This is a genomic window from Salinicola avicenniae, from assembly GCF_023736115.1.
Taxonomy (GTDB): Bacteria; Pseudomonadota; Gammaproteobacteria; order Pseudomonadales; family Halomonadaceae; genus Salinicola; species Salinicola avicenniae.
The window spans coordinates 157516-177103 of the sequence record NZ_JAKQZC010000003.1 but is presented as its reverse complement, the minus strand read 5'-3'; the positions used below and the strand labels follow the sequence as shown (position 1 = coordinate 177103).

Annotated in this window: 18 protein-coding genes; 16 read left to right on the top strand and 2 right to left on the bottom strand. The window is 65.0% G+C overall.

The window, feature by feature from the left end; all coding sequences use genetic code 11:
- Positions 1-10 precede the first annotated feature (10 nt).
- Positions 11-757: a DUF481 domain-containing protein gene (locus MC381_RS07290; RefSeq protein WP_251977076.1), complete on the top strand. Its 747-nt coding sequence runs from the start codon at positions 11-13 to the stop codon at positions 755-757.
- Between the two features lie 166 nt (positions 758-923).
- On the opposite strand, the gene MC381_RS07285 is transcribed toward MC381_RS07290, so the two are convergent.
- Complete coding sequence (locus MC381_RS07285; protein ID WP_251977075.1) at positions 924-2192, bottom strand: malic enzyme-like NAD(P)-binding protein; 1269 nt, start codon at positions 2190-2192, stop codon at positions 924-926.
- A 598-nt stretch (positions 2193-2790) separates the two neighbouring features.
- The gene (gene rpmE / locus MC381_RS07280) at positions 2791-3006 is read right to left on the bottom strand and encodes a 50S ribosomal protein L31 (RefSeq protein ID WP_251977074.1); all 216 of its coding nucleotides are present in this window, start codon (positions 3004-3006) and stop codon (positions 2791-2793) included.
- A 202-nt stretch (positions 3007-3208) separates the two neighbouring features.
- On the opposite strand from rpmE, the gene MC381_RS07275 reads away from it, so the two are divergent.
- The 15 genes from MC381_RS07275 (at position 3209) to ppk1 (ending at position 19503) form a co-directional block, all read left to right on the top strand.
- Positions 3209-5467 carry a primosomal protein N' gene (locus tag MC381_RS07275; RefSeq protein WP_251977073.1) on the top strand — a complete coding sequence of 753 codons (2259 nt, stop codon included), beginning with the start codon at positions 3209-3211 and terminating at the stop codon, positions 5465-5467.
- A gap of 217 nt (positions 5468-5684) precedes the next feature.
- Positions 5685-7370: an arginine--tRNA ligase gene (gene argS, locus MC381_RS07270; RefSeq protein WP_251977072.1), complete on the top strand. Its 1686-nt coding sequence runs from the start codon at positions 5685-5687 to the stop codon at positions 7368-7370.
- Positions 7371-7373: 3 nt separating this feature from the next.
- Positions 7374-8072: an SPOR domain-containing protein gene (locus MC381_RS07265; protein WP_251977071.1), complete on the top strand. Its 699-nt coding sequence runs from the start codon at positions 7374-7376 to the stop codon at positions 8070-8072.
- Between the two features lie 207 nt (positions 8073-8279).
- A complete protein-coding gene (hslV, locus tag MC381_RS07260; RefSeq protein WP_251977070.1) occupies positions 8280-8798 on the top strand; it encodes an ATP-dependent protease subunit HslV in 519 nt (172 codons plus the stop codon).
- 14 nt (positions 8799-8812) lie between these two features.
- Positions 8813-10189: an ATP-dependent protease ATPase subunit HslU gene (gene hslU / locus MC381_RS07255; protein WP_286009688.1), complete on the top strand. Its 1377-nt coding sequence runs from the start codon at positions 8813-8815 to the stop codon at positions 10187-10189.
- Positions 10190-10393: 204 nt separating this feature from the next.
- Positions 10394-10777: a gamma-butyrobetaine hydroxylase family protein gene (locus MC381_RS07250; RefSeq protein WP_251977069.1), complete on the top strand. Its 384-nt coding sequence runs from the start codon at positions 10394-10396 to the stop codon at positions 10775-10777.
- A gap of 168 nt (positions 10778-10945) precedes the next feature.
- Positions 10946-11692, top strand: coding sequence for a bifunctional demethylmenaquinone methyltransferase/2-methoxy-6-polyprenyl-1,4-benzoquinol methylase UbiE (gene ubiE / locus MC381_RS07245; RefSeq protein ID WP_251977068.1), 747 nt, complete (start codon positions 10946-10948; stop codon positions 11690-11692).
- A gap of 151 nt (positions 11693-11843) precedes the next feature.
- The gene (locus MC381_RS07240) at positions 11844-12467 is read left to right on the top strand and encodes a ubiquinone biosynthesis accessory factor UbiJ (RefSeq protein WP_251977067.1); all 624 of its coding nucleotides are present in this window, start codon (positions 11844-11846) and stop codon (positions 12465-12467) included.
- The gene (gene ubiB / locus MC381_RS07235; RefSeq protein ID WP_251977066.1) at positions 12464-14086 is read left to right on the top strand and encodes a ubiquinone biosynthesis regulatory protein kinase UbiB; all 1623 of its coding nucleotides are present in this window, start codon (positions 12464-12466) and stop codon (positions 14084-14086) included. Before MC381_RS07240 ends, ubiB begins: the two co-directional genes overlap by 4 nt.
- Positions 14087-14163: 77 nt before the next feature.
- Positions 14164-14505: a phosphoribosyl-ATP diphosphatase gene (locus MC381_RS07230; RefSeq protein WP_251977065.1), complete on the top strand. Its 342-nt coding sequence runs from the start codon at positions 14164-14166 to the stop codon at positions 14503-14505.
- A gap of 40 nt (positions 14506-14545) precedes the next feature.
- Entirely contained in the window at positions 14546-14818 is a 273-nt protein-coding gene (tatA, locus tag MC381_RS07225) for a Sec-independent protein translocase subunit TatA (protein ID WP_251977064.1), read from the top strand.
- Positions 14819-14824: 6 nt separating this feature from the next.
- The gene (gene tatB / locus MC381_RS07220) at positions 14825-15286 is read left to right on the top strand and encodes a Sec-independent protein translocase protein TatB (RefSeq protein ID WP_251977063.1); all 462 of its coding nucleotides are present in this window, start codon (positions 14825-14827) and stop codon (positions 15284-15286) included.
- Positions 15283-16056, top strand: a complete 774-nt coding sequence (gene tatC, locus MC381_RS07215; protein WP_251977062.1) for a twin-arginine translocase subunit TatC — start codon at positions 15283-15285, stop codon at positions 16054-16056. The genes tatB and tatC overlap by 4 nt, the downstream gene beginning before the upstream one ends.
- 160 nt (positions 16057-16216) lie before the next feature.
- Positions 16217-17227 carry a porphobilinogen synthase gene (gene hemB / locus MC381_RS07210; RefSeq protein ID WP_251977061.1) on the top strand — a complete coding sequence of 337 codons (1011 nt, stop codon included), beginning with the start codon at positions 16217-16219 and terminating at the stop codon, positions 17225-17227.
- Between the two features lie 41 nt (positions 17228-17268).
- Positions 17269-19503 carry a polyphosphate kinase 1 gene (ppk1, locus tag MC381_RS07205; RefSeq protein ID WP_251977060.1) on the top strand — a complete coding sequence of 745 codons (2235 nt, stop codon included), beginning with the start codon at positions 17269-17271 and terminating at the stop codon, positions 19501-19503.
- The last annotated feature ends 85 nt before the right edge of the window (positions 19504-19588 follow it).

The window sequence follows — 19588 nt, the reverse complement described above, 5'->3', positions numbered from 1 at the left end:
GAGAGATGTCATGCCCCTGCCCAGTTGCCGATGGTGGCTGCTGACCACCTGTCTACTGACGTCACCGACGTACGCGGACCTTTTCTATGCGCCCCCGGCACCGGAAGAGAACGCCCCCAACTTCAGCGGCAGCGCCGAGCTCGGGTACACTCGCCTGACTGGCAACACGGATACCCAGACCCTGCTCGCCAAGGGGCGCCTGACCTGGCTCACTGGCCGCTTTACTCATACGTTCCGCGCCGAGACCCGCAGCGTACAGGATAACGACGATACCACCTCGGAGCGCTATCTGGCCGCGGCCCGCGAGCGCTACGAGCTGGAGGACGACCATTACCTGTTTGGCTTCACCCGCTGGGAGCGCGACCGCTTCAGCGGCTACGAGTCGCAGTTCAGCATGATCGCGGGTTACGGCCGCCAGATACTGACCGGCCCGACCCACACGTTGTCGGCGGAAGTCGGCCCCGGCTACCGTCACGATGCCTATGCCGAGGGCGGCAGCGACGATCTGGCGCTGGCTTACTCGGCGCTGGACTACACGTACAACTTCAGCGACGACATCTCCTTCGATCAGGAGCTCTCGGCGGAAGCGACCCATATCAACGTCACCACCCGCTCGCTCTCCTCGCTGACCTCACAGCTCAACTCGCATCTGGCCCTGCGCGTCTCATACGACGTCAAGAGCAACACCGAGCCGCCCCCCGACGCCGAGGCGCGCACGGACACCACGACGTCCGTCTCGCTGCTCTACAGCTGGTAGCGCGACGGCGCCGTCGATTCGAGGGCGCCCCCAGCCAGATACCCACGCGCGCGCGGCGCCATCTCGATCCCTGCGACGATAGCTCTTCCTGAAACGACGATGCCGCCCCGAGGGGCGGCATCGTCTAAAGGGGCGGCATCGTATGTATAGTGCGAAACAGCGTCGATCAGCCGTAGATATCCTTCACGCTCTTGAGCGGATAGTGCTCCGGATAGGGTTTGCGTGCCACGCCGGTCTCCACCGCCGCACGCGCCACGGCGGCGGGAATCCGCTCGAGCAGGCGAGAGTCGACCGGTGTCGGGATAATGTAGCCGCGACCGAACGTCAGCGAGTCGATCTCGTAGGCGTCGAGCACCTCCTGCGTCACCGCCTCCCGTGCCAGATCCTTGAGCGCATGCACCGCCGCGATCTTCATCGCCTCGTTGATCGACGTCGCGCGCACGTCCAGGGCACCGCGGAAGATGAACGGGAAGCCGAGCACGTTGTTGACCTGGTTGGGGTAGTCGGAGCGACCGGTGCCCATGATCACGTCGCTGCGCGTCTGACGCGCCAGATCCGGATGGATCTCCGGGTCCGGGTTGGAGCAGGCGAAGACGATCGGATCGCTAGCCATCTTGTTGAGCTGCTCCGCACTGAACAGATTCGGACCGGAGAGACCGACAAACACATCCGCCCCCTCGATCACGTCATCCAGCGTGCGATGTTCAGTCTCGGTGGCGAACTGCGCCTTGTGCTCGTTGAGATCGTCGCGGCCGCTGTGAATCACGCCCTTGCGGTCAAGCATGAAGATGTTCTCTGCCTTGGCACCGCACTCGATCAGCAGCTTCATGCAGGCGATGGCGGCGGAGCCGGCGCCGAGACAGACGATGCGCGCCTCGGCGAGCGTCTTGCCGGCAATATCCAGCGCATTGAGCATCCCCGCCGCGGTCACGATGGCCGTGCCGTGCTGATCATCATGGAAAACCGGAATATTGCAGCGCGCCTTCAGCGCCGCCTCGATCTCGAAGCACTCCGGCGCCTTGATGTCCTCGAGATTGATTCCGCCCCACGTCTTGGCGATGTTGGCCACGGTATCGATGAACTCCGCCGGCGAATCCGCCTCGACTTCGATGTCCACCGAGTTGATGCCGGCGAAACGCTTGAACAGCACGCCCTTGCCTTCCATGACCGGCTTGCTCGCCAGCGGCCCGAGATTGCCGAGACCAAGAATCGCGCTACCGTCGGAGACCACGGCAACCAGATTGCCCTTGCCGGTATAGAGGTAGGCATTCTCGGGGTTTTCGGCGATCTCGCGGCAGGGCTCGGCTACGCCGGGCGAATAGGCCAATGCCAGATGCTTGGCCGAGTTGGTAGGCTTGGTCAATTCTACCGACAATTTCCCGGGAATCGGCTTGGCGTGATAGTCGAGAGCCGCCTGTCTCTTGTCGTCGCTCATGGGATTTTTCCACAACCATTCAGTCGAAGTGACCTCAGATTATCGGAAAACAATGAGGCAGACAACGCTCGCAAGATCATGACGCTTAGGTAATTTTACCACCACGTTCTCTTTATTTTTCACTCATTTGTCAAAACTTATGCCTAAAAGCCCAGCTATAAAACATCCCTTATTCTGGCTCCTTTACTGGCCCGACATCACCCAGGTTTTGTAAATTAATTAAGTGAAAACCTAAGCCTTTCTTCGCCGGCCAGCGAGGTGGCATTTGACCTTTTTGCTAACGCCTTGACCCGTATGGCGACGCGACCAACTGCCATCGATTGGCACTTTGCCCCCTGTGCCGAACAGGAAGTGCGTACAGACGAAGGCTAGAGACGAAAAGACGAACAGCTCGAGAGGCGAGCACCCTGGCCCACGAGGCCGAGACATGACACACCGAGCGGTGAGCCCGAGGGTCGATGGGCACAAGGCAAGGGGAAGTCAGACAGTAAAAGGCCCGGACCCCGTAAAACGGAATCCGGGCCTTCGGCGCTACCACGGGCCGAATCAGCGAGAGCCGACTCGACTAACGGCAGTCGCTAGTCACGGCAGCGGGCTATCAGCCGCGACGGACGGCGGCACCGAAACGCTTGTTGAAGCGTTCGACGCGACCACCCGTGGTCGCCTGCTTCTGCTTGCCGGTGTAGAACGGATGGCACTGCGAGCAGACGTCGACATGGAAGTCTTCGCTGGCGGTGGTGCCGATCGCGTGGGTCGCGCCACAGGAGCAGGTCGCCGTGACTGTCTTGTATTCCGGATGGATAGACTGTTTCATCGTGAAGCCTCGCTTTGCGGTGTACCGCCACCTGATCATGTGTCAGGCACCGTACACGGATAGGGAATCGCGGTTCACTCCCGCGCGACCGGAACGCCTGGAATCCCGAAGTATCGCTGGACATGGCCCGCGCACCCCGGATAAAAGACGCACCCTACGTCGGAAGGCGGCGTATTTTAGCAGAACTCTACAGGGAGGCCAATTGGCAGATTCCAAGGACGAGAGCCCGGACACGCCGGCACCCGGCGCCGCGCCGGCGGTCCTGCGGGTCGCGGTCCCCACCCCGCTGCGACGCCTGTTCGACTATCGCCCGGCCGGGCGACCACCGGCCGATGGCTGGCAACCGGGGCTGCGCGTCAAGGTGCCGTTCGGCCGGCGCCAATTGGTCGGTATCGTCATCGCCTGTGATTCCCGCAGCGATTGGCCGACAACACAGCTCAAGCCGATCGTCGAGTGCCTCGATGCGGCACCGCTTCCCGCCGACTGGCTCTGGCTGTGCCGCTTTACCGCCCGCTACTACCAGCACTCGCTGGGCGACACTCTGCATCTGGCGCTGCCCGGGCCGCTGCGCCAAGGGCGCCCGCTGGAAGCCAGGACACGCGAACGCTGGCAGCTTCTTGTCACCAGCGAGGCCGCGCTCGAGCAGCTGGCGCGTGCGCCGCGCCAGCGTGAACTGATCGCCCTGTTGGCACAGCATCGCCAGGGGCTGATCACCTCGGCCGCCACCGCGCAGGGTTTCACTCGCGCCCAGTTGAAAACGCTCGCCGACAAGGGACTGGTCTCCTGCCACGAGGAACCGCTCACCGCCGGCAGCGGTGGCCAGGAGACGATCCTCGCCGAACCGTCGCTGACCCTCAACCGGGAACAGGCCGCGGCGCTGTCGACGCTGCACGAGGCGCTGGACAGCTATCATCCCTGCCTACTGCACGGCGTCACCGGCAGCGGCAAGACCGAGGTCTACCTGCAGCTGATCGAAGCGATCCTGGCCAAGGGAGGGCAGGCCTTGATCCTGGTGCCGGAAATCGGCCTGACCCCGCAGACACTGTCGCGTTTTCGCCGCCGTTTCCGGGCCCCGGTCGTCGCCCTGCACTCGGGGCTGACCGACCTGGAGCGTCTCGATGCCTGGGAGGCAGCGCGCAGCGGCCGCGCACCCATCGTCATCGGCACCCGCTCGGCCGTCTTCACCCCGCTGGCCCGCCCTGGCGTGATCATCGTCGACGAAGAGCACGATGGCTCGTTCAAGCAGCAGGACGGACTGCGCTACCACGCCCGTGACCTGGCCATCGCACGCGCGCACAAGGACGGCATCCCGATTCTGCTCGGCAGCGCGACGCCGTCGCTGGAGAGCCTCGCCCAGGCGCGGGCAGGCCGCTACCGCCACCTGCGCCTGACCCAGCGCGCCAGCCGACATGCGCCAGCCAAGCTGGAACTGGTGGATCTGCGCGGACGCCTGCGCCAGGGCGGGCTGATTCCCCCGGTGATCGACGCCATCCGTCAGGCGCTGGCCGCCGAAGGCCAGGTGCTGGTATTCATCAATCGTCGCGGCTTCGCCCCGTCGCTGGCCTGTCACCAGTGCGGCTGGATCGCCGAGTGTCCGCACTGCGATGCCCGCCAGACGCTCCATCGCCAGCCGCAGCGCCTGATGTGCCACCACTGCGAGCAGCAGATGCCGCCGCCGGATGCCTGCCCTGCCTGCGGCAGCGGCGATCTGCGCCCGCTCGGCGCCGGCACCGAGCGCAGCGAAGAGACCCTCGCGGCGCTCTTCCCCGACACACCGGTCTACCGGATCGATCGCGACAGCACGCGACGCAAGGAGTCCTTCGACCAGCTATTGAGCGAGATCCGGCGCGGTGAACCGGGTCTGCTGGTCGGCACGCAGATGCTGGCCAAGGGCCATCATCTGCCCCACGTCACCCTGGTCGTGGTGGTCAACGCCGACGCCGGGCTCTACGCCAGCGACTTCCGCGCGCTCGAACAGAGCGCCCAGCTGCTGGTCCAGGTGGCCGGTCGTGCCGGCCGCGCGGAGCGCCCCGGTCGTGTGCTCGTGCAGACGCTGCATCCGGACGATCCCAACCTGCGCCTCTTGGCGGACAGCGGCTACGACGCCCTGGCCTACCAGCTGCTGGAGGAGCGGCGACTGGCGATGCTGCCGCCCTACCGCCACCTCGCCCTGACCCGCTTCGAGGCCGTACAGGAGCAGGACGCCCGTGATGCCGCCGAGGCCGCCGGCACGGCCGCGCGAGAATGGCTCGCCGAGCGCCATCTGGCGGTGCACTGCCTGGGCCCGGTCCCCGCCCCCATGGAGCGACGGCAGAATCGCTATCACATGCAGCTGATGCTCTCCGCAGACAAGCGCAGCGCCCTGCACGAAGCCGGTGCCTGGCTGGCCGGCTGGCTCGAGAACACCGGCTCGCGCCGGGTCCGTTGGTCGCTGGACATCGACCCGATGACCCTTAGTTGAAGCGGCGCCGCGACACGCCGACGAGCACCGTTGTCACGCGGCGGTGTCGGCGTTTTTCCACCGCACGGCACGTCTCGCCGATGATGCCCGGCGAGCCAGGGTTTAAAGCCACCCCGCAATCATCGATAATGGCCGGCTTTTCAAGTATCAGGGGCGCCCGACGCACGGCGCCGACACCCGCGGGATCCGGCACCGGCCCTCAGACACGAATCAGGCAATGAAAGAGACGATCACAGAACTGCTTAACGCCGCCATCGCCACGCTCCAGCAGTCGGGCGAGCTGCCGACGGACGTGAACCCCGCGATCAAGGTGGAACCGACTCGCGACAAGGCGCACGGCGACTACGCCAGCAACCTGGCACTGATGCTGGCCAAGCCCGCCGCCTGCAAACCGCGCGATCTGGCCGAGAAACTGGTCGCGGCGCTGCCGGAAAACGCCGTCGTACGGCGTACCGAGATCGCCGGGCCGGGCTTCATCAACTTCTTCGCGGCCACCGATGCCATTGCCGGCATCGTCGAGACCATCCTGGATGCAGGTGATACCTTTGGCCGCAGCCTGGTCGGCGGCGGCGAAAAGGTGCAGGTCGAATTCGTCTCGGCCAACCCGACCGGCCCGCTCCACGTGGGCCATGGCCGTGGCGCCGCGATCGGCGACTGCCTCTGCCGGCTGCTCGAGGCGACCGGTTTCGATGTCACCGCGGAGTTCTACTACAACGACGCCGGCGCGCAGATCAACAATCTGATGCGCTCGGTGCAGGCGCGCGCGCGCGGTCTCTCGCCGGAGGACGACGGCTGGCCGGAGGATGGCTACCGCGGCGACTACATCAACGATGTCGCCCGGGCCTACCTGGCCGGCGAGACGGTCACCGCCGATGACCGCGAAGTCACCGCCGCGGCGGACCCGGACGATGGCGATGCGATCCGAGCCTTCGCCGTCGCCTATCTGCGCCGCGAGCAGGATCTCGATCTGAAGGCCTTCGGCGTCGAATTCGACGTCTATTTCCTCGAATCCTCGCTTTATGCCGAGGGGCGGGTCGATGCCACCGTCGCACAGCTGATCGACAAGGGGCACACCTACGAGGCCGACGGCGCGTTGTGGCTGCGCACCACCGATTTCGGTGACGACAAGGATCGCGTCATGCGCAAGACCGACGGCGACTACACCTACTTTGTCCCCGACGTCGCCTATCACCTCGACAAGTGGCAGCGTGGTTTCACCACCGTGATCGACGAGCAGGGTGCCGACCACCACTCCACCGTCACCCGCGTGCGCGCCGGCCTGCAGGCGCTGGAGACCGGCATCCCGCAGGGCTGGCCGGACTACGTGCTTCACCAGATGGTGCTGGTGACCCGTTCCGGCGTGGAGGTCAAGCTCTCCAAGCGCGCCGGCAGCTATGTCACCCTGCGCGACCTGATCGACGAGGTCGGCCGTGACGCGACCCGCTACTTCCTGGCCGCGCGCCGCGCCGACTCCCAGCTGACCTTCGATATCGACCTGGCCCGCTCGCAGACCAACGACAACCCGGTCTACTACATCCAGTATGCCCACGCCCGTGTCTGCAGCGTGCTGCGCAAGGCCGAGAACGATGGCCTCGCCTTCGATCATGCGCTGGCCATGGCCAACCTGAAGAGTCTCGAGGCTGAGCAGGAGAAGGCGCTGATGAACCGACTGGCGCGTTATCCGGAGACGCTCGAGCGCGCCGCCCGCAAGCGCGAGCCGCATCAGATCGCCCAGTACCTGATCGATCTGGCCAGCGATTTCCACACCTGCTACAACGCCCAGAAGGTCATGGTCGACGACGCCGAGCTGCGCAATGCGCGCCTGGCGCTGGGTCTGGCGACACGCCAGGTCATTGGCAATGGATTGACGCTGCTTGGCGTCAGCGCCCCCGAGGAGATGTAAACGATGGCACGCCGTCCCGCGCAAAACCGCCGCCCGCCGCCCAAGGGCGCGACCACGAAGTCCCGCCAGCGCACCCCCGACAAGAGCGGTGGTGGCCTCGGCGGCATTCCGGGATGGCTGTGGGCGATCGCCGGCCTGATCGGCGGCTTTGCGCTGTCGCAGTATCTCGATCACTCGGCCCCTGAGCCGGTGGCCGCCGTGGTGCCCAAGCCGGCTTCGAGCCAGCAGTCGGCGGGCGGTAGCGACTCGGCCAGCGACGCGGAACCGGCTAGCGCCAGCGGCAGCGGGGCGAGTGCGCCCACCCAACCAGCGACACCGACCTTCGAGTTCTACACGCTGCTGCCGGAAACCGAGGTCATCGCGCCGAACAGCGATAGCGCCTCGCCGGAGCCCTCCTCGCAGGCGTCGCGCGAAGCGGCAGCGGACGACGCCGCCAACCAGACGCGACAGCCGACGCCCGACAGCGGCCGCTACGTGCTCCAGGCGGCATCTTTCCGCGATATCGACGATGCCGAGCGGCTTGCCAATCGACTCAAGGATTTCGGTCTGCTGGCCAAGATCACCGACGTCCGCGCCAACGGCGACCAGATCTGGCATCGCGTGCAGGTCGGCCCTTACGAAGACCGTCGCGAACTGTCGCGAGCCCAGGATCTGATGGTGACCCAGGGCATCGAGCCGCTGCTGTTGCGCCTGCAGAACTGATCGTTCGCGTCGGCGGCTACCAGCCTGCCGGTGCTGCCGGCGGCATCTCCCGGTGCCGCCCGGCTTGATTTCCCGCTCCACCGCCCACACCTGTTCTCTCATGCTGCGTCACGCCGCCTCGATGGCAGGCGTGACCGCACCGATTTTCAGCGCCGCCGGTACGGCCCAGGCCAGACTCGCGGCGGCGCGCCATTGGGAGTTCATTGCATGACCACAATCGTATCCGTGCGCCGTGGCGAGCAGGTCGCCCTGGCCGGCGACGGCCAGGTGTCACTCGGCAATACGGTGATGAAGGGCAACGCCAGCAAGGTACGCCGACTCTATCGCGGGCAGGTCCTGGCCGGTTTCGCCGGCGGCACCGCCGATGCCTTCACGCTGTTCGAGCGCTTCGAGGCACAGCTCGAAAAGAATCAGGGCCACCTGACCAAGGCGGCCGTCGAGCTGGCGAAGGAGTGGCGCACCGACCGCGCCCTGCGTCGCCTCGAGGCGATGCTGGCGGTCGCCGACAAGACGGCGTCCCTGATCATCACCGGCAACGGCGACGTGGTCGAGCCCGAGCGCGGCATCATCGCCATCGGCTCCGGCGGCCATTATGCGCAGTCGGCCGCGCGTGCCCTGCTCGAGAATACCGAACTGGATGCGCGCGAGATCACCGAGAAATCGCTCAATATCGCCGCCGACATCTGCGTCTTCACCAACCATCAGATCACGCTCGAAGAGCTGTAACGGGAGCCCCTACCATGTCTCAGAGCGAATCCCCGCAGAGCGTGTCTTCACAGCCCGCGCTGACCCAGTCGGCGATGACGCCGCGCGAAATCGTGCACTCTCTGGATCAGTACATCATCGGCCAGCACGACGCCAAGCGTGCCGTCGCCGTCGCCCTGCGCAATCGCTGGCGGCGCATGCGCCTCGACGAGGACATGCGCGGAGAGATCGTGCCCAAGAACATCCTGATGATCGGCCCGACCGGTGTCGGCAAGACCGAGATCGCGCGACGTCTGGCCAAGCTGGCCGGCGCCCCCTTCCTCAAGGTCGAGGCGACCAAGTTCACCGAGGTGGGCTACGTCGGGCGCGACGTCGAGTCGATCGTGCGCGACCTGATGGAAATGTCGATCAAGATGGTCCGCGAGCAGGCCAAGGTCGAGGTGCGCCACAAGGCCGAGGACGCCGCCGAGGACCGCATTCTCGACGCCTTGCTGCCGCGCCCGCGGGGCAGCGAATACGATGCCGGCCGCGATGACTCCGCGACGCGCCAGACCTTCCGCAAGAAGCTGCGCGAGGGTCAGCTCGACGACAAGGAGATCGATATCGAGGTCACCCCGGCCAGCCAGGGCGTCGACATCATGACCCCGCCGGGCATGGAGGAGATGACCAACCAGCTGCAGAGCCTGTTCGCCAACATGGGCAAACAGAAGACCGAGAGCCGTCGGGTCACGGTCAAGGACGCCTGGAAGCTGCTGCAGGATGAAGAAGCCGCCAAGCTGGTCAACGAAGAGGAGATCAAGCAGCGCGCGCTGGAAGCGGTCGAGCAGAACGGCATCGTCTTCCTCGACGAGATCGACAAGGTGGCCAAGCGCGGCGAATCGGGTAGCGGCGGCGACGTCTCCCGCGAGGGTGTGCAGCGCGACCTGCTGCCGCTGATCGAGGGCTCCACCGTCTCCACCAAGCACGGCATGGTGCGCACCGACCATATCCTGTTCATCGCCTCCGGCGCTTTCCACCTGTCGAAGCCGTCCGACCTGATCCCGGAGCTGCAGGGCCGCCTGCCGATCCGCGTCGAGCTGCAGGCGCTGACACCGGATGACTTCAAGCGCATCCTGACCGAACCCTCCGCCGCGCTGACCAAGCAGTATCAGGCGCTGCTCGGCACCGAGGGTCTCGACGTCCAGTTCACCGAGGACGGCATTTCGCGCATTGCCGAAATCGCCTGGCAGGTCAACGACGGCACCGAGAACATCGGCGCCCGCCGCCTGCACACGGTCATGGAGCGCCTGCTCGAGGAGGCCTCCTATCAGGGTGGCGACTTCGCCAGCCCGCTGGTCGTCGACGCGGCCTATGTCGATACGCATCTCGGCGAACTCGCGGTGGACGAGGACCTGTCGCGGTATATTCTGTAACGCTGCCCGCCGCAGCCGACCGGCTGGGGCGGCGTCTCGCGACAAGCCAGCAACGATAGTCGCTGGCTGCCGACGTGCCGGGCTGTCTACAGTACTCGATGTCGCTCGCTTTCCAGGGCACCCGATGCCGTTCTCGTCCCTGACGCCCGATGCCGCTCTCTTTTCACGGCTTCCGCGCTCGAGGCTCGACTCCAGGAGTCATCCATGTCCGCTCCCATCCCGAACCGCGTGCACTACCACAAGGCTCAGCGAGAGCTTGAGCTAGGCTATCCCGACGGATCGACCTATCGACTGCCGATCGAACTGCTGCGCGTCTATTCTCCCTCGGCCGAGGTTCAAGGCCATCACCCGAGCGAAGCGGTATTGCAGACAGGCAAGCGCGATGTCGGTCTGCTCGATATCGCTCAAGCGGGTCGCTATGCGCTCAAGCTGCACTTCGACGATGGCCATGACACCGGGCTCTACACCTGGGCATACCTGCATGAGATGGCGACCCATCGCGAGCAGTGGTGGCAGGACTATCTCGATCGCATCGAACGCGCCGGCGCCTCGCGGGAACCGCGCGTGATCCAGATTCATCAGGGCTGACGGCGCCATCGCGATGCCGGGTCGCGCCATCATGCTCGACGCGCGTCGCGCGAAGACAAGACCGGCACCAGCCGCTACAATGCGGACTCGGTCGGCCCCTGCGGTCCACCACCCTATTCGCCGTCATATCGCGCCTGGCGCCGCCTGCGTCATCTCAGGGAGAAGTTCATGGACAAGCGCACGACCGACTTCGGATATGAAGAGGTCGCGGTCGAGGAGAAGGCCGCCCGCGTGGCGGATGTCTTTCATTCGGTGGCCGCTCGCTACGACGTGATGAACGATCTGATGTCGTTCGGCATCCATCGCCTCTGGAAACAGCTCACGCTCGAGCGCAGCGGAGTGCGTACCGGTCATAGCGTACTCGACATCGCCGGCGGCACCGGTGATCTGACCCGCCAGTTCGCTCGCCGTGTCGGCCCCACCGGTCGCGTCGTGCTGGCCGATATCAACGAATCCATGCTGCGCGTCGGCCGCGACAAGCTGCTTGACCGTGGTGTCGGCGACAACGTCAAGTACGTCCAGGCCAACGCCGAGGCACTGCCGTTCCCCGATAACAGTTTCCACTGCATCACCATCGCCTTTGGGCTGCGTAACGTCACCGACAAGGATGCCGCGCTGCGCTCGATGGCTCGGGTTCTGAAACCCGGCGGCCGCCTGCTTGTGCTCGAGTTCTCCAAGCCGGTCAACGGCCTGCTGTCGAAGGCGTACGACGAATATTCGTTCCGCGTGTTGCCGCAGGTCGGCCGCTTCGTCGCCAACGACGCGGACAGCTACCGCTATCTGGCCGAGTCGATCCGCATGCATCCCGACCAGGAGACGCTGAAGGGTATGATGCAGAATGCCGGTCTGGAGCGCGTCGAGTACACCAACATGACCGGCGGCATCGTTGCGCTGCACCGCGGTATCAAGCTCTAGCGCCGGCGCAAGGAGCGCACGTCACGGTAAGGTCGGTCCGCACTGACACCGCACCTCGGGTCCGATGATACCCATGACAGACGAGCCACGACGCCGGGTGCAGCCCGGCGCCGGCCGAGTCGCATTCGACCGGCCGCACAAGGGATAAGCGATGCTGGATACCTTCCTTCTGGTCGCCCTCGAACGGGCCATCAACCCGCTGCTCGCTCGCGATCCGGCCACGCCGGCCCGATTGGCGGCGCTGTCCGGCAAGACCCTGCGCCTGACATTCCACGATGCCGAACTCGCCCTGCGCCTGCGTTTTCACGACGACGGGTTGTCGCTCGAGCGCGTGCGCGACTGGCAAGCGCGCGACGACCTCACGCTGGCGCTGGATGCAACGGCGCTTCGGCGTCTCGTCGCCGGCGATAGTCTCGAACGCTTGATGTTCTCGGGACAGCTGTCGGTCAGCGGCGAGGTCGGGCTGCTGACGCCGATCCAGGCACTGTTCCTGGATTTCGACCTGGACTGGGAGGGGGCGCTTGCCAAAGGGCTTGGCAACGGCACGGCTCACGGCATCGCCGCCGGCCTGCGCCACCTGATTGGCCAGGCACGTTTTCTGCAACGAGAGTGGCAACAGGACATGCGTGAATACCTGTTCGAGGAGCGCCGCTGGCTGGCCGGTCGCGATCAGCTGGCCGTCGCCCGCGATCATCTGACCGAGCTCCAGCAGGGCGTCGACCGCCTGGCGGCACGCGTCGCCAGGCTCGAGCGGTGGCAGGAGAGACGTTCATGAGCCTCCGCCTGCTGCGCATCGGCTGGACCATCTCGCGCTATCGTCTCGATACCCTGGTGCCGTTGGAGCGCCTGCCGGTCGTACTGCGCTGGCTGTGGCGCTTCGCGCCGGTGCGGCTGATGCCGACCGGCGGCTATTCCCGTGGCGAACGCCTGCGGCTGGCCCTGGAGTCGCTGGGACCGATCTTCGTCAAGTTCGGCCAGATGCTGTCGACCCGGCGCGACCTGCTGCCGCCGGATATCGCCGACGAGCTCAAGCGCCTGCAGGATCAGGTGCCGCCCTTCCCCGGAGAAATAGCGAAGGCGATGGTCGAGAAAGAGCTGGGCAAGCCGGTCGACGAGGCCTTCGCCGCGTTCGATACCCAGCCGATGGCTTCAGCCTCGATCGCCCAGGTCCACGCCGCCGAACTGCATAGTGGCGAGCGGGTCGTGGTCAAGATCATCCGTCCCGGTATCGAGCGCACCATGCGCGAGGATATCGGCCTGCTCTATACCTTCGCGCGCCTGCTGCGACGCGTTCCCGAAGCGCGCCGACTGCGACCGGTAGAGGTGGTTCAGGATTACGAAGCGACCCTGTTCGACGAGCTGGATCTCAACAAGGAAGCCGCCAATACCTCCCAGCTCAAGCGCAACTTCCAGCACTCGCCGCTGCTCTACGTGCCGACCATCTACTGGTCACTGACGCACCGCCAGGTCATGGTCCAGGAGCGCATCGACGGCATCCCGGTGGCCGATATCGAGGCGCTGCGCGCTCAGGGGACCGATCTCAAGCAGCTGGCCGAGCGCGGCGTGGAGATCTTCTTTACCCAGGTGTTCCGCGATAACTTCTTCCACGCCGACATGCACCCGGGCAACATCTTCGTCTCGCGCGACAATCCGACAACGCCCCGCTATATCGCGATCGACTGCGGCATCGTCGGCAGCCTGACCCGCGAGGATCAGGACTATCTGGCGCGCAACCTGCTCGCCTTCTTCCGCCAGGACTACTACGAAGTCGCCGTGCTGCACATCGAATCCGGCTGGGTCGGTGAGGGCACGCGCGCCAACGAGTTCGCCGCTGCCATCCGCGCGGTGTGCGAACCGATCCTGGAGAAGCCGCTCAAGGATATCTCCTTCGGCCAGGTGCTGCTGGGGCTCTTCCAGACCGCACGGCGCTTCCACATGGAGGTGCAACCGCAGCTGGTGCTGCTGCAGAAGACGCTGCTCAACATCGAGGGTCTGGGACGCCAGCTCTATCCGGATCTCGATCTGTGGAGTACCGCGCGCCCCTATCTCGAACGCTGGATGCACGAGCGCGCCGGCCCCAAGGGGTTCTGGCAGACGCTCAAGAAGCATGCCCCGGAACTGGCCCATCAGGTACCCGAGCTGCCCGTGCTGGCCCATCAGGCGTTGGCCGACAACAAGGAGCAGCGCCGTCTCAGCCGCCAGCAGACCGAAGCTCTGAAAGGATTGCAGGAACGCTTCGCCAACGCCGCGCCACGCGCCCGGCGACTGCGTCTTGGTGCCTTGCTGCTGGCGCTGGCGCTGGCGTGGCAGCCGATGCTGGCATGGGCCGAGCAGCAGCCCTGGCCGGTACTGGTCGCGGCCGGGCTCGGGGTACTGCTGCTGGCCTGGCGCTGAGTGTATGATGGTGGCCACCGTGAACCGCAGCGGACGACGCGCCACCGCCGTTCGCCCAGACTCAGGAATTTCATCGCATGAGTGATACACTCGAGAAACTGGCGGCCGTGCTGGAGAGCCGCCGGACCGCCGAGCCCGACAGCTCCTATGTCGCGCAGCTGCATCATCGCGGTCTCAACAAGATCCTCGAGAAGATCGGCGAGGAAGCGACCGAAACGGTGCTGGCCGCCAAGGACGTCACGCCAGACGATGCCGGCAGCCGCCAGGACCTGATCGGTGAAGTTGCCGACCTGTGGTTTCACAGTCTGGTCATGCTGTCACATCTCGATATCGATCATCGCGAGGTGCTCGACGAGTTGGCACGCCGCTTCGGCGTCTCCGGCCTCGACGAGAAGGCCTCACGCCAACAGAATCAATAAGTCATCATCGCGCCATCGCGCACGGGTTAAGGAGAAAGTCATGCTGGGCGGTATCAGTATCTGGCAATTGTTGATTGTCCTCGGGATCATCATCCTGATCTTCGGTACCAAGAAACTGCGCAACGTCGGCAGCGATCTCGGTGGCGCCGTCAAGGGATTCAAGAAGGCGGTCAACGAAGATGACGACAAGAAGGACGAGAGCACCACGCAGAGCCGTCTCGACCACTCCCAACAGGAGTCGCAGGACAGCACCTTCGATAGCCACCGTGAAGAGACCAAGCAACCGGCCGACGACAAGACCGAGCGCAAGTAACCGATCATGTTCGATATCGGTTTCTTCGAACTGCTGCTGATCGGCATCGTCGGGCTGCTGGTACTGGGGCCGGAGAGACTGCCGCGCGCGGCGCGAACCGCCGGCCTGTGGGTCGGCCGGATCAAGCGTAGCGTCTCGACCATGCAGCGGGAGATCACCTCCCAGCTCGAGGCGGAGGAGCTGCGTCAGAAACTCGCCGAGCAACAGAAGAAGCTCGACGATAGCGTCAACCAGACCCGCCGGGGCATCGAACGCACCTTCGAGACCGAGGACGAGCGTCAGCGCGATCGCGCCGACTCGTCGTCGGTAAGCGGCGCGGCTGCCGAGGCGAAGTCGCCCGCGTCTCCGTCGGCCGACCAGACCTCAGCAGCGGACACGCCCGTCAGACACTCCCCTCAGGCCAGTCCTGACGAGGCATATCGGACGGACAAGGATTCTCCCGCGGATAAGGACTCGGCTGCCCGATGAGTGATGCCTCCTCTACCCCGCCGGACGAACAGCAACCACAGGCCCCCCTGATCGAGCACCTGATCGAGCTGCGCTCGCGGCTCATGAAGGCGGTGATCGTCATCGTGGTGATCTTCGCCGGCCTCTACGCGTTCTCCAACGAGATCTATCGCTTCGTTGCCGATCCGCTGGTCGCGCTGCTGCCGGCCGGCTCGCGCATGATCGCCACCGAGGTGACCTCGCCGTTTCTGGCGCCGTTCAAGCTGACCATGGTCGTCGCCATCTTCGCGGCGATCCCGTTCGTGCTCTACCAGGCCTGGGCCTTTATCGCGCCGGGGCTCTACAAGCACGAAAAAGCCCTGGCGTTCCCGCTGCTGGCCTCGAGTATCCTGCTCTTCTACTGCGGCGCCGCGTTCGCCTACTACGTGGTCTTTCCGCTGCTATTCAGCTTCTTCGTCCATACCGGCCCGCAAGATGTCACGGTCATGACGGATATCAACGCCTACCTCAATTTCGTGCTGAAGATGTTCTTCGCCTTCGGCGTAGCGTTCGAGATTCCCATCGCGACCTTCCTGATGATCTGGACCGGTATCACCGACGTTCGCACGCTGAGCAAAAAACGCCCTTACGTGGTGCTGATCTGCTTCATCATCGGCATGTTGCTGACGCCCCCGGACATCATCTCGCAAAGCCTGCTGGCACTGCCCATGTGGCTGCTGTTCGAGGTCGGCATCATCTTCGGCCGCATCGTGCACCGCCGCCGCGCCGAGCCGCAGGACGGCGACGCCTAGCCCTCGCGGGCCCCGCGACAATCGCCCTCGCCTCGCTCCTCGGCACGGTTGTTATACTCGAGGGCATCGATCGTCATCATTCTGTCATCCCGCGCCGATAATCTACTGATCGGCGTCGCGACGCGTCCCCGGACGCGTCGCCGCTTTCGTGGAGAGTTGCATGCGTCATACCCTGTCCCGTCAGTATCCCGCCACCCGTCTACGTCGCCTGCGCAAGCGTGATTTTTCTCGCCGTCTGGCCCGGGAGTCGGTCCTGACAACCGATGACCTGATCCTGCCGGTCTTCGTGACGGAGGGCGAAAAGCGCCGCGAAGCGGTGCCGTCCATGCCCGGCGTCGAGCGCCTGTCGATCGACGAACTGCTGCGCGAGACCGAAGAACTGGTCGCGCTGGGCATCCCGGCCATCGACCTGTTTCCGGTGACGCCGCAAGAGCGCAAGAGCGTCGACGGCGCTGAAGCCTGGAATCCGGACGGTGTCATCCAGCGCGCCATTCGCGCCCTGCGCGAACGGTTCCCGGATCTGGGCATCATCACCGACGTGGCCCTGGACCCCTACACGTCCCACGGTCAGGACGGCATCCCCGACGAGAACGGTTACCTGCAGAACGACCGCACCATCGAGGCACTGATCAAGCAGGCGCTTTCTCACGCAGAGGCAGGGGCCGACGTGATCTCGCCGTCGGACATGATGGACGGGCGTATCGGCGAGATCCGAGCCACCTTCGAGCGCGAAGGGCTTCACGAAACGCAGATCATGGCCTATTCGGCCAAGTACGCCTCGAAATACTACGGACCGTTCCGCGATGCGATCGGCTCCAGCGGTAACCTGGGCCGCGCCGACAAGTTCAGTTACCAGATGGACCCGGCCAATACCAACGAGGCACTGCACGAGACCGCACTCGATATCCAGGAAGGCGCCGATATGGTGATGGTCAAGCCCGGCATGCCCTATCTTGATGTGGTACAGCGCGTCAAAGAGTCGTTCGGGGTGCCGACCTTCGTCTATCAGGTCAGCGGCGAGTACGCCATGCACATGGCGGCCTTCGAGAAGGGCTGGCTGGACCCGGACAGCGTGATTCTGGAGTCGCTGACCTGCTTCAAGCGAGCCGGTGCCGACGGCATCCTGACCTACTTCGCCAAGCGGGCGGCGCAACTGCTCAACGAAGTCTGAGTGTCGCGGGCATGTCGGCCCCGACACGTGAGGAGAACGTGATGACCGACATGCTGGACAAGTCCGATAGCCCGGAAAGGTCCGACGCCGCGCGCGAGCACGAGGAAGCGCAGTCCGTCGGGGGCGGCGGCGAGGAAGCTGCCTCGCCGCCACTTCGAGTCAACCGGACTCGCAAGGGCATCCATGCCAAGGCGACACCGTCGCCGCAGGCGGATCTCAGCGATCCCAGCCTCTACTTCAACCGCGAACTGTCGCATCTACAGTTCAATATTCGCGTGCTCGAGCAGGCGCTGGACCCCTCGCATCCGCTGCTCGACCGATTGATGTTCCTGCTGATCTTCTCCTCCAATCTCGACGAGTTCTTCGAGATTCGCGTCGCCGGTCTCAAGCACCAGCTGGCACTGGCCCACGATGAGACCGGCGCCGACGGCATGCCGCCCGCGCGCGTGCTGGAAGAGATCTCGCGCATCGCGCATGAACAGGTCGAGCGCCAGTATCACATTCTCAACGATATGCTGGTTCCCGCGCTGGCCGAGCAGAACATCCGCTTTCGCCGCCGCTCGCAATGGACGCCGGCGCAGGCGGCCTGGGTCGCCGACTATTTCGAGGAGGAGATCGCGCCGGTCATCAGCCCGATCGGCCTCGACCCCTCCCACCCCTTCCCTCGGCTGGTCAACAAGAGTCTCAACTTCATCGTCGAACTCGAGGGCACCGACGCCTTCGGTCGCGAGGGCGGCATGGCGATCCTGCCGGCGCCCCGCTCTTTGCCGCGTCTGATCCGGCTGCCCGAAGCGCTCTGCGAGTCGGGCTTCACCGACTACGTGTTCCTGTCGTCGATGATCCACGCGCATGCTCACGAGGTGTTCCCGGGCATGGAGATGGAGGGCTGCTATCAGTTTCGACTGACCCGCAACGCTGATCTCTCGGTCGATCCCGAGGAGGTTTCCGACCTGGCCTCGGCCCTGCGCGGCGAATTGCTGGCTCGGCGCTACGGCAGCGGCGTTCGCCTCGAAGTCGCCGACAACTGCCCGGATAGCCTGATCGAATTTCTGCTGACCCAGTTCGAGCTCGACGAACGCGATCTGTATCGGGTCAATGGCCCGGTCAACCTGACGCGCATGATGGCCGTGCTCGATGACGTGCAGCGACCGGACCTGCGCTATCGTCCGTTCACGCCGGGCCTGCCCAAGCCGGTACGTGGCGAGGTCAACCTGTTCAGCGCCATCGCCCAGAGCGACGTGCTGCTGCATCATCCGTTCCAGTCGTTCACGCCGGTGGAGGAGCTGCTACGCCAATCCGCCCGCGACCCGGACGTGATGGCGATCAAGCAGACGCTCTACCGCACCGGCGCCGACTCGGCAATCGTCAGCGCCCTGGTGGAAGCCGCGCGCGGTGGCAAGGAGGTCACGGTGGTGATCGAGCTGCGCGCCCGTTTCGATGAGGCCGACAATCTCGCGCTCGCCTCGCGCCTGCAGGAAGCCGGCGCGATCGTCGTCTACGGCGTCATGGCCTACAAGACCCACGCCAAGCTGATGCACATCGTGCGTCGCGAGCGTGGCGAGCTGCGCCACTACGCCCATCTCGGCACCGGCAACTACCACGCGAAGACCGCCAAGCTCTATACCGACTACAGTCTTATGACCGCCAACGAGACGATCTGCGAGGACGTCCATCGCGTCTTCCAGCAGCTCTCCGGCATGGGCAAGACGCGCCAGATCGATCGGCTGCTGCACGCCCCCTTCACGCTTCACGACACCCTGGTAGCGATGATCGATCGCGAGGCCAGGCTGGCGGAGCGCGGCAAGAAGGCGCGCCTGGTGATCAAGTGCAACGCGATCACCGAACCCAAGCTGATTCGCGCGCTCTATCGCGCCTCCCAGGCCGGCGTGCGCTGCGATCTGATCATCCGCGGCATGTGCTGTCTGCGCCCCGGTGTGCCTGGTATTTCGGAAAACATTCAGGTGCGCTCGATCATCGGTCGTTTCCTCGAGCACACGCGGGTCTACTACTTCCTGAACGACGGCGCCCACGAGGTCTGGTGCTCCAGCGCCGACGCCATGGAGCGCAACATGTTCCACCGGGTCGAGACCTGTTTCCCGCTACTGGAGAAAAAGGTCGCCCAGCAGGTGCGCAAGGATCTCGATACCTACCTGCTCGACAACTGCCAGAGCTGGGTGCTGGATAGCGAAGGCCAGTACCATCTGCAGCAGAGTGGCGATGCCGAGCCGATCAGCGCCCAGGAAACCCTGCTCTACGCCTACGCCGCTCAGGCATGACGTCGGCTGCGCGAACCAGTCCGTCAGCGTGGCGTTCTGGATAGACATGAAAAAGCCGGGCGGCAAGCTTGCCACCCGGCTGCAG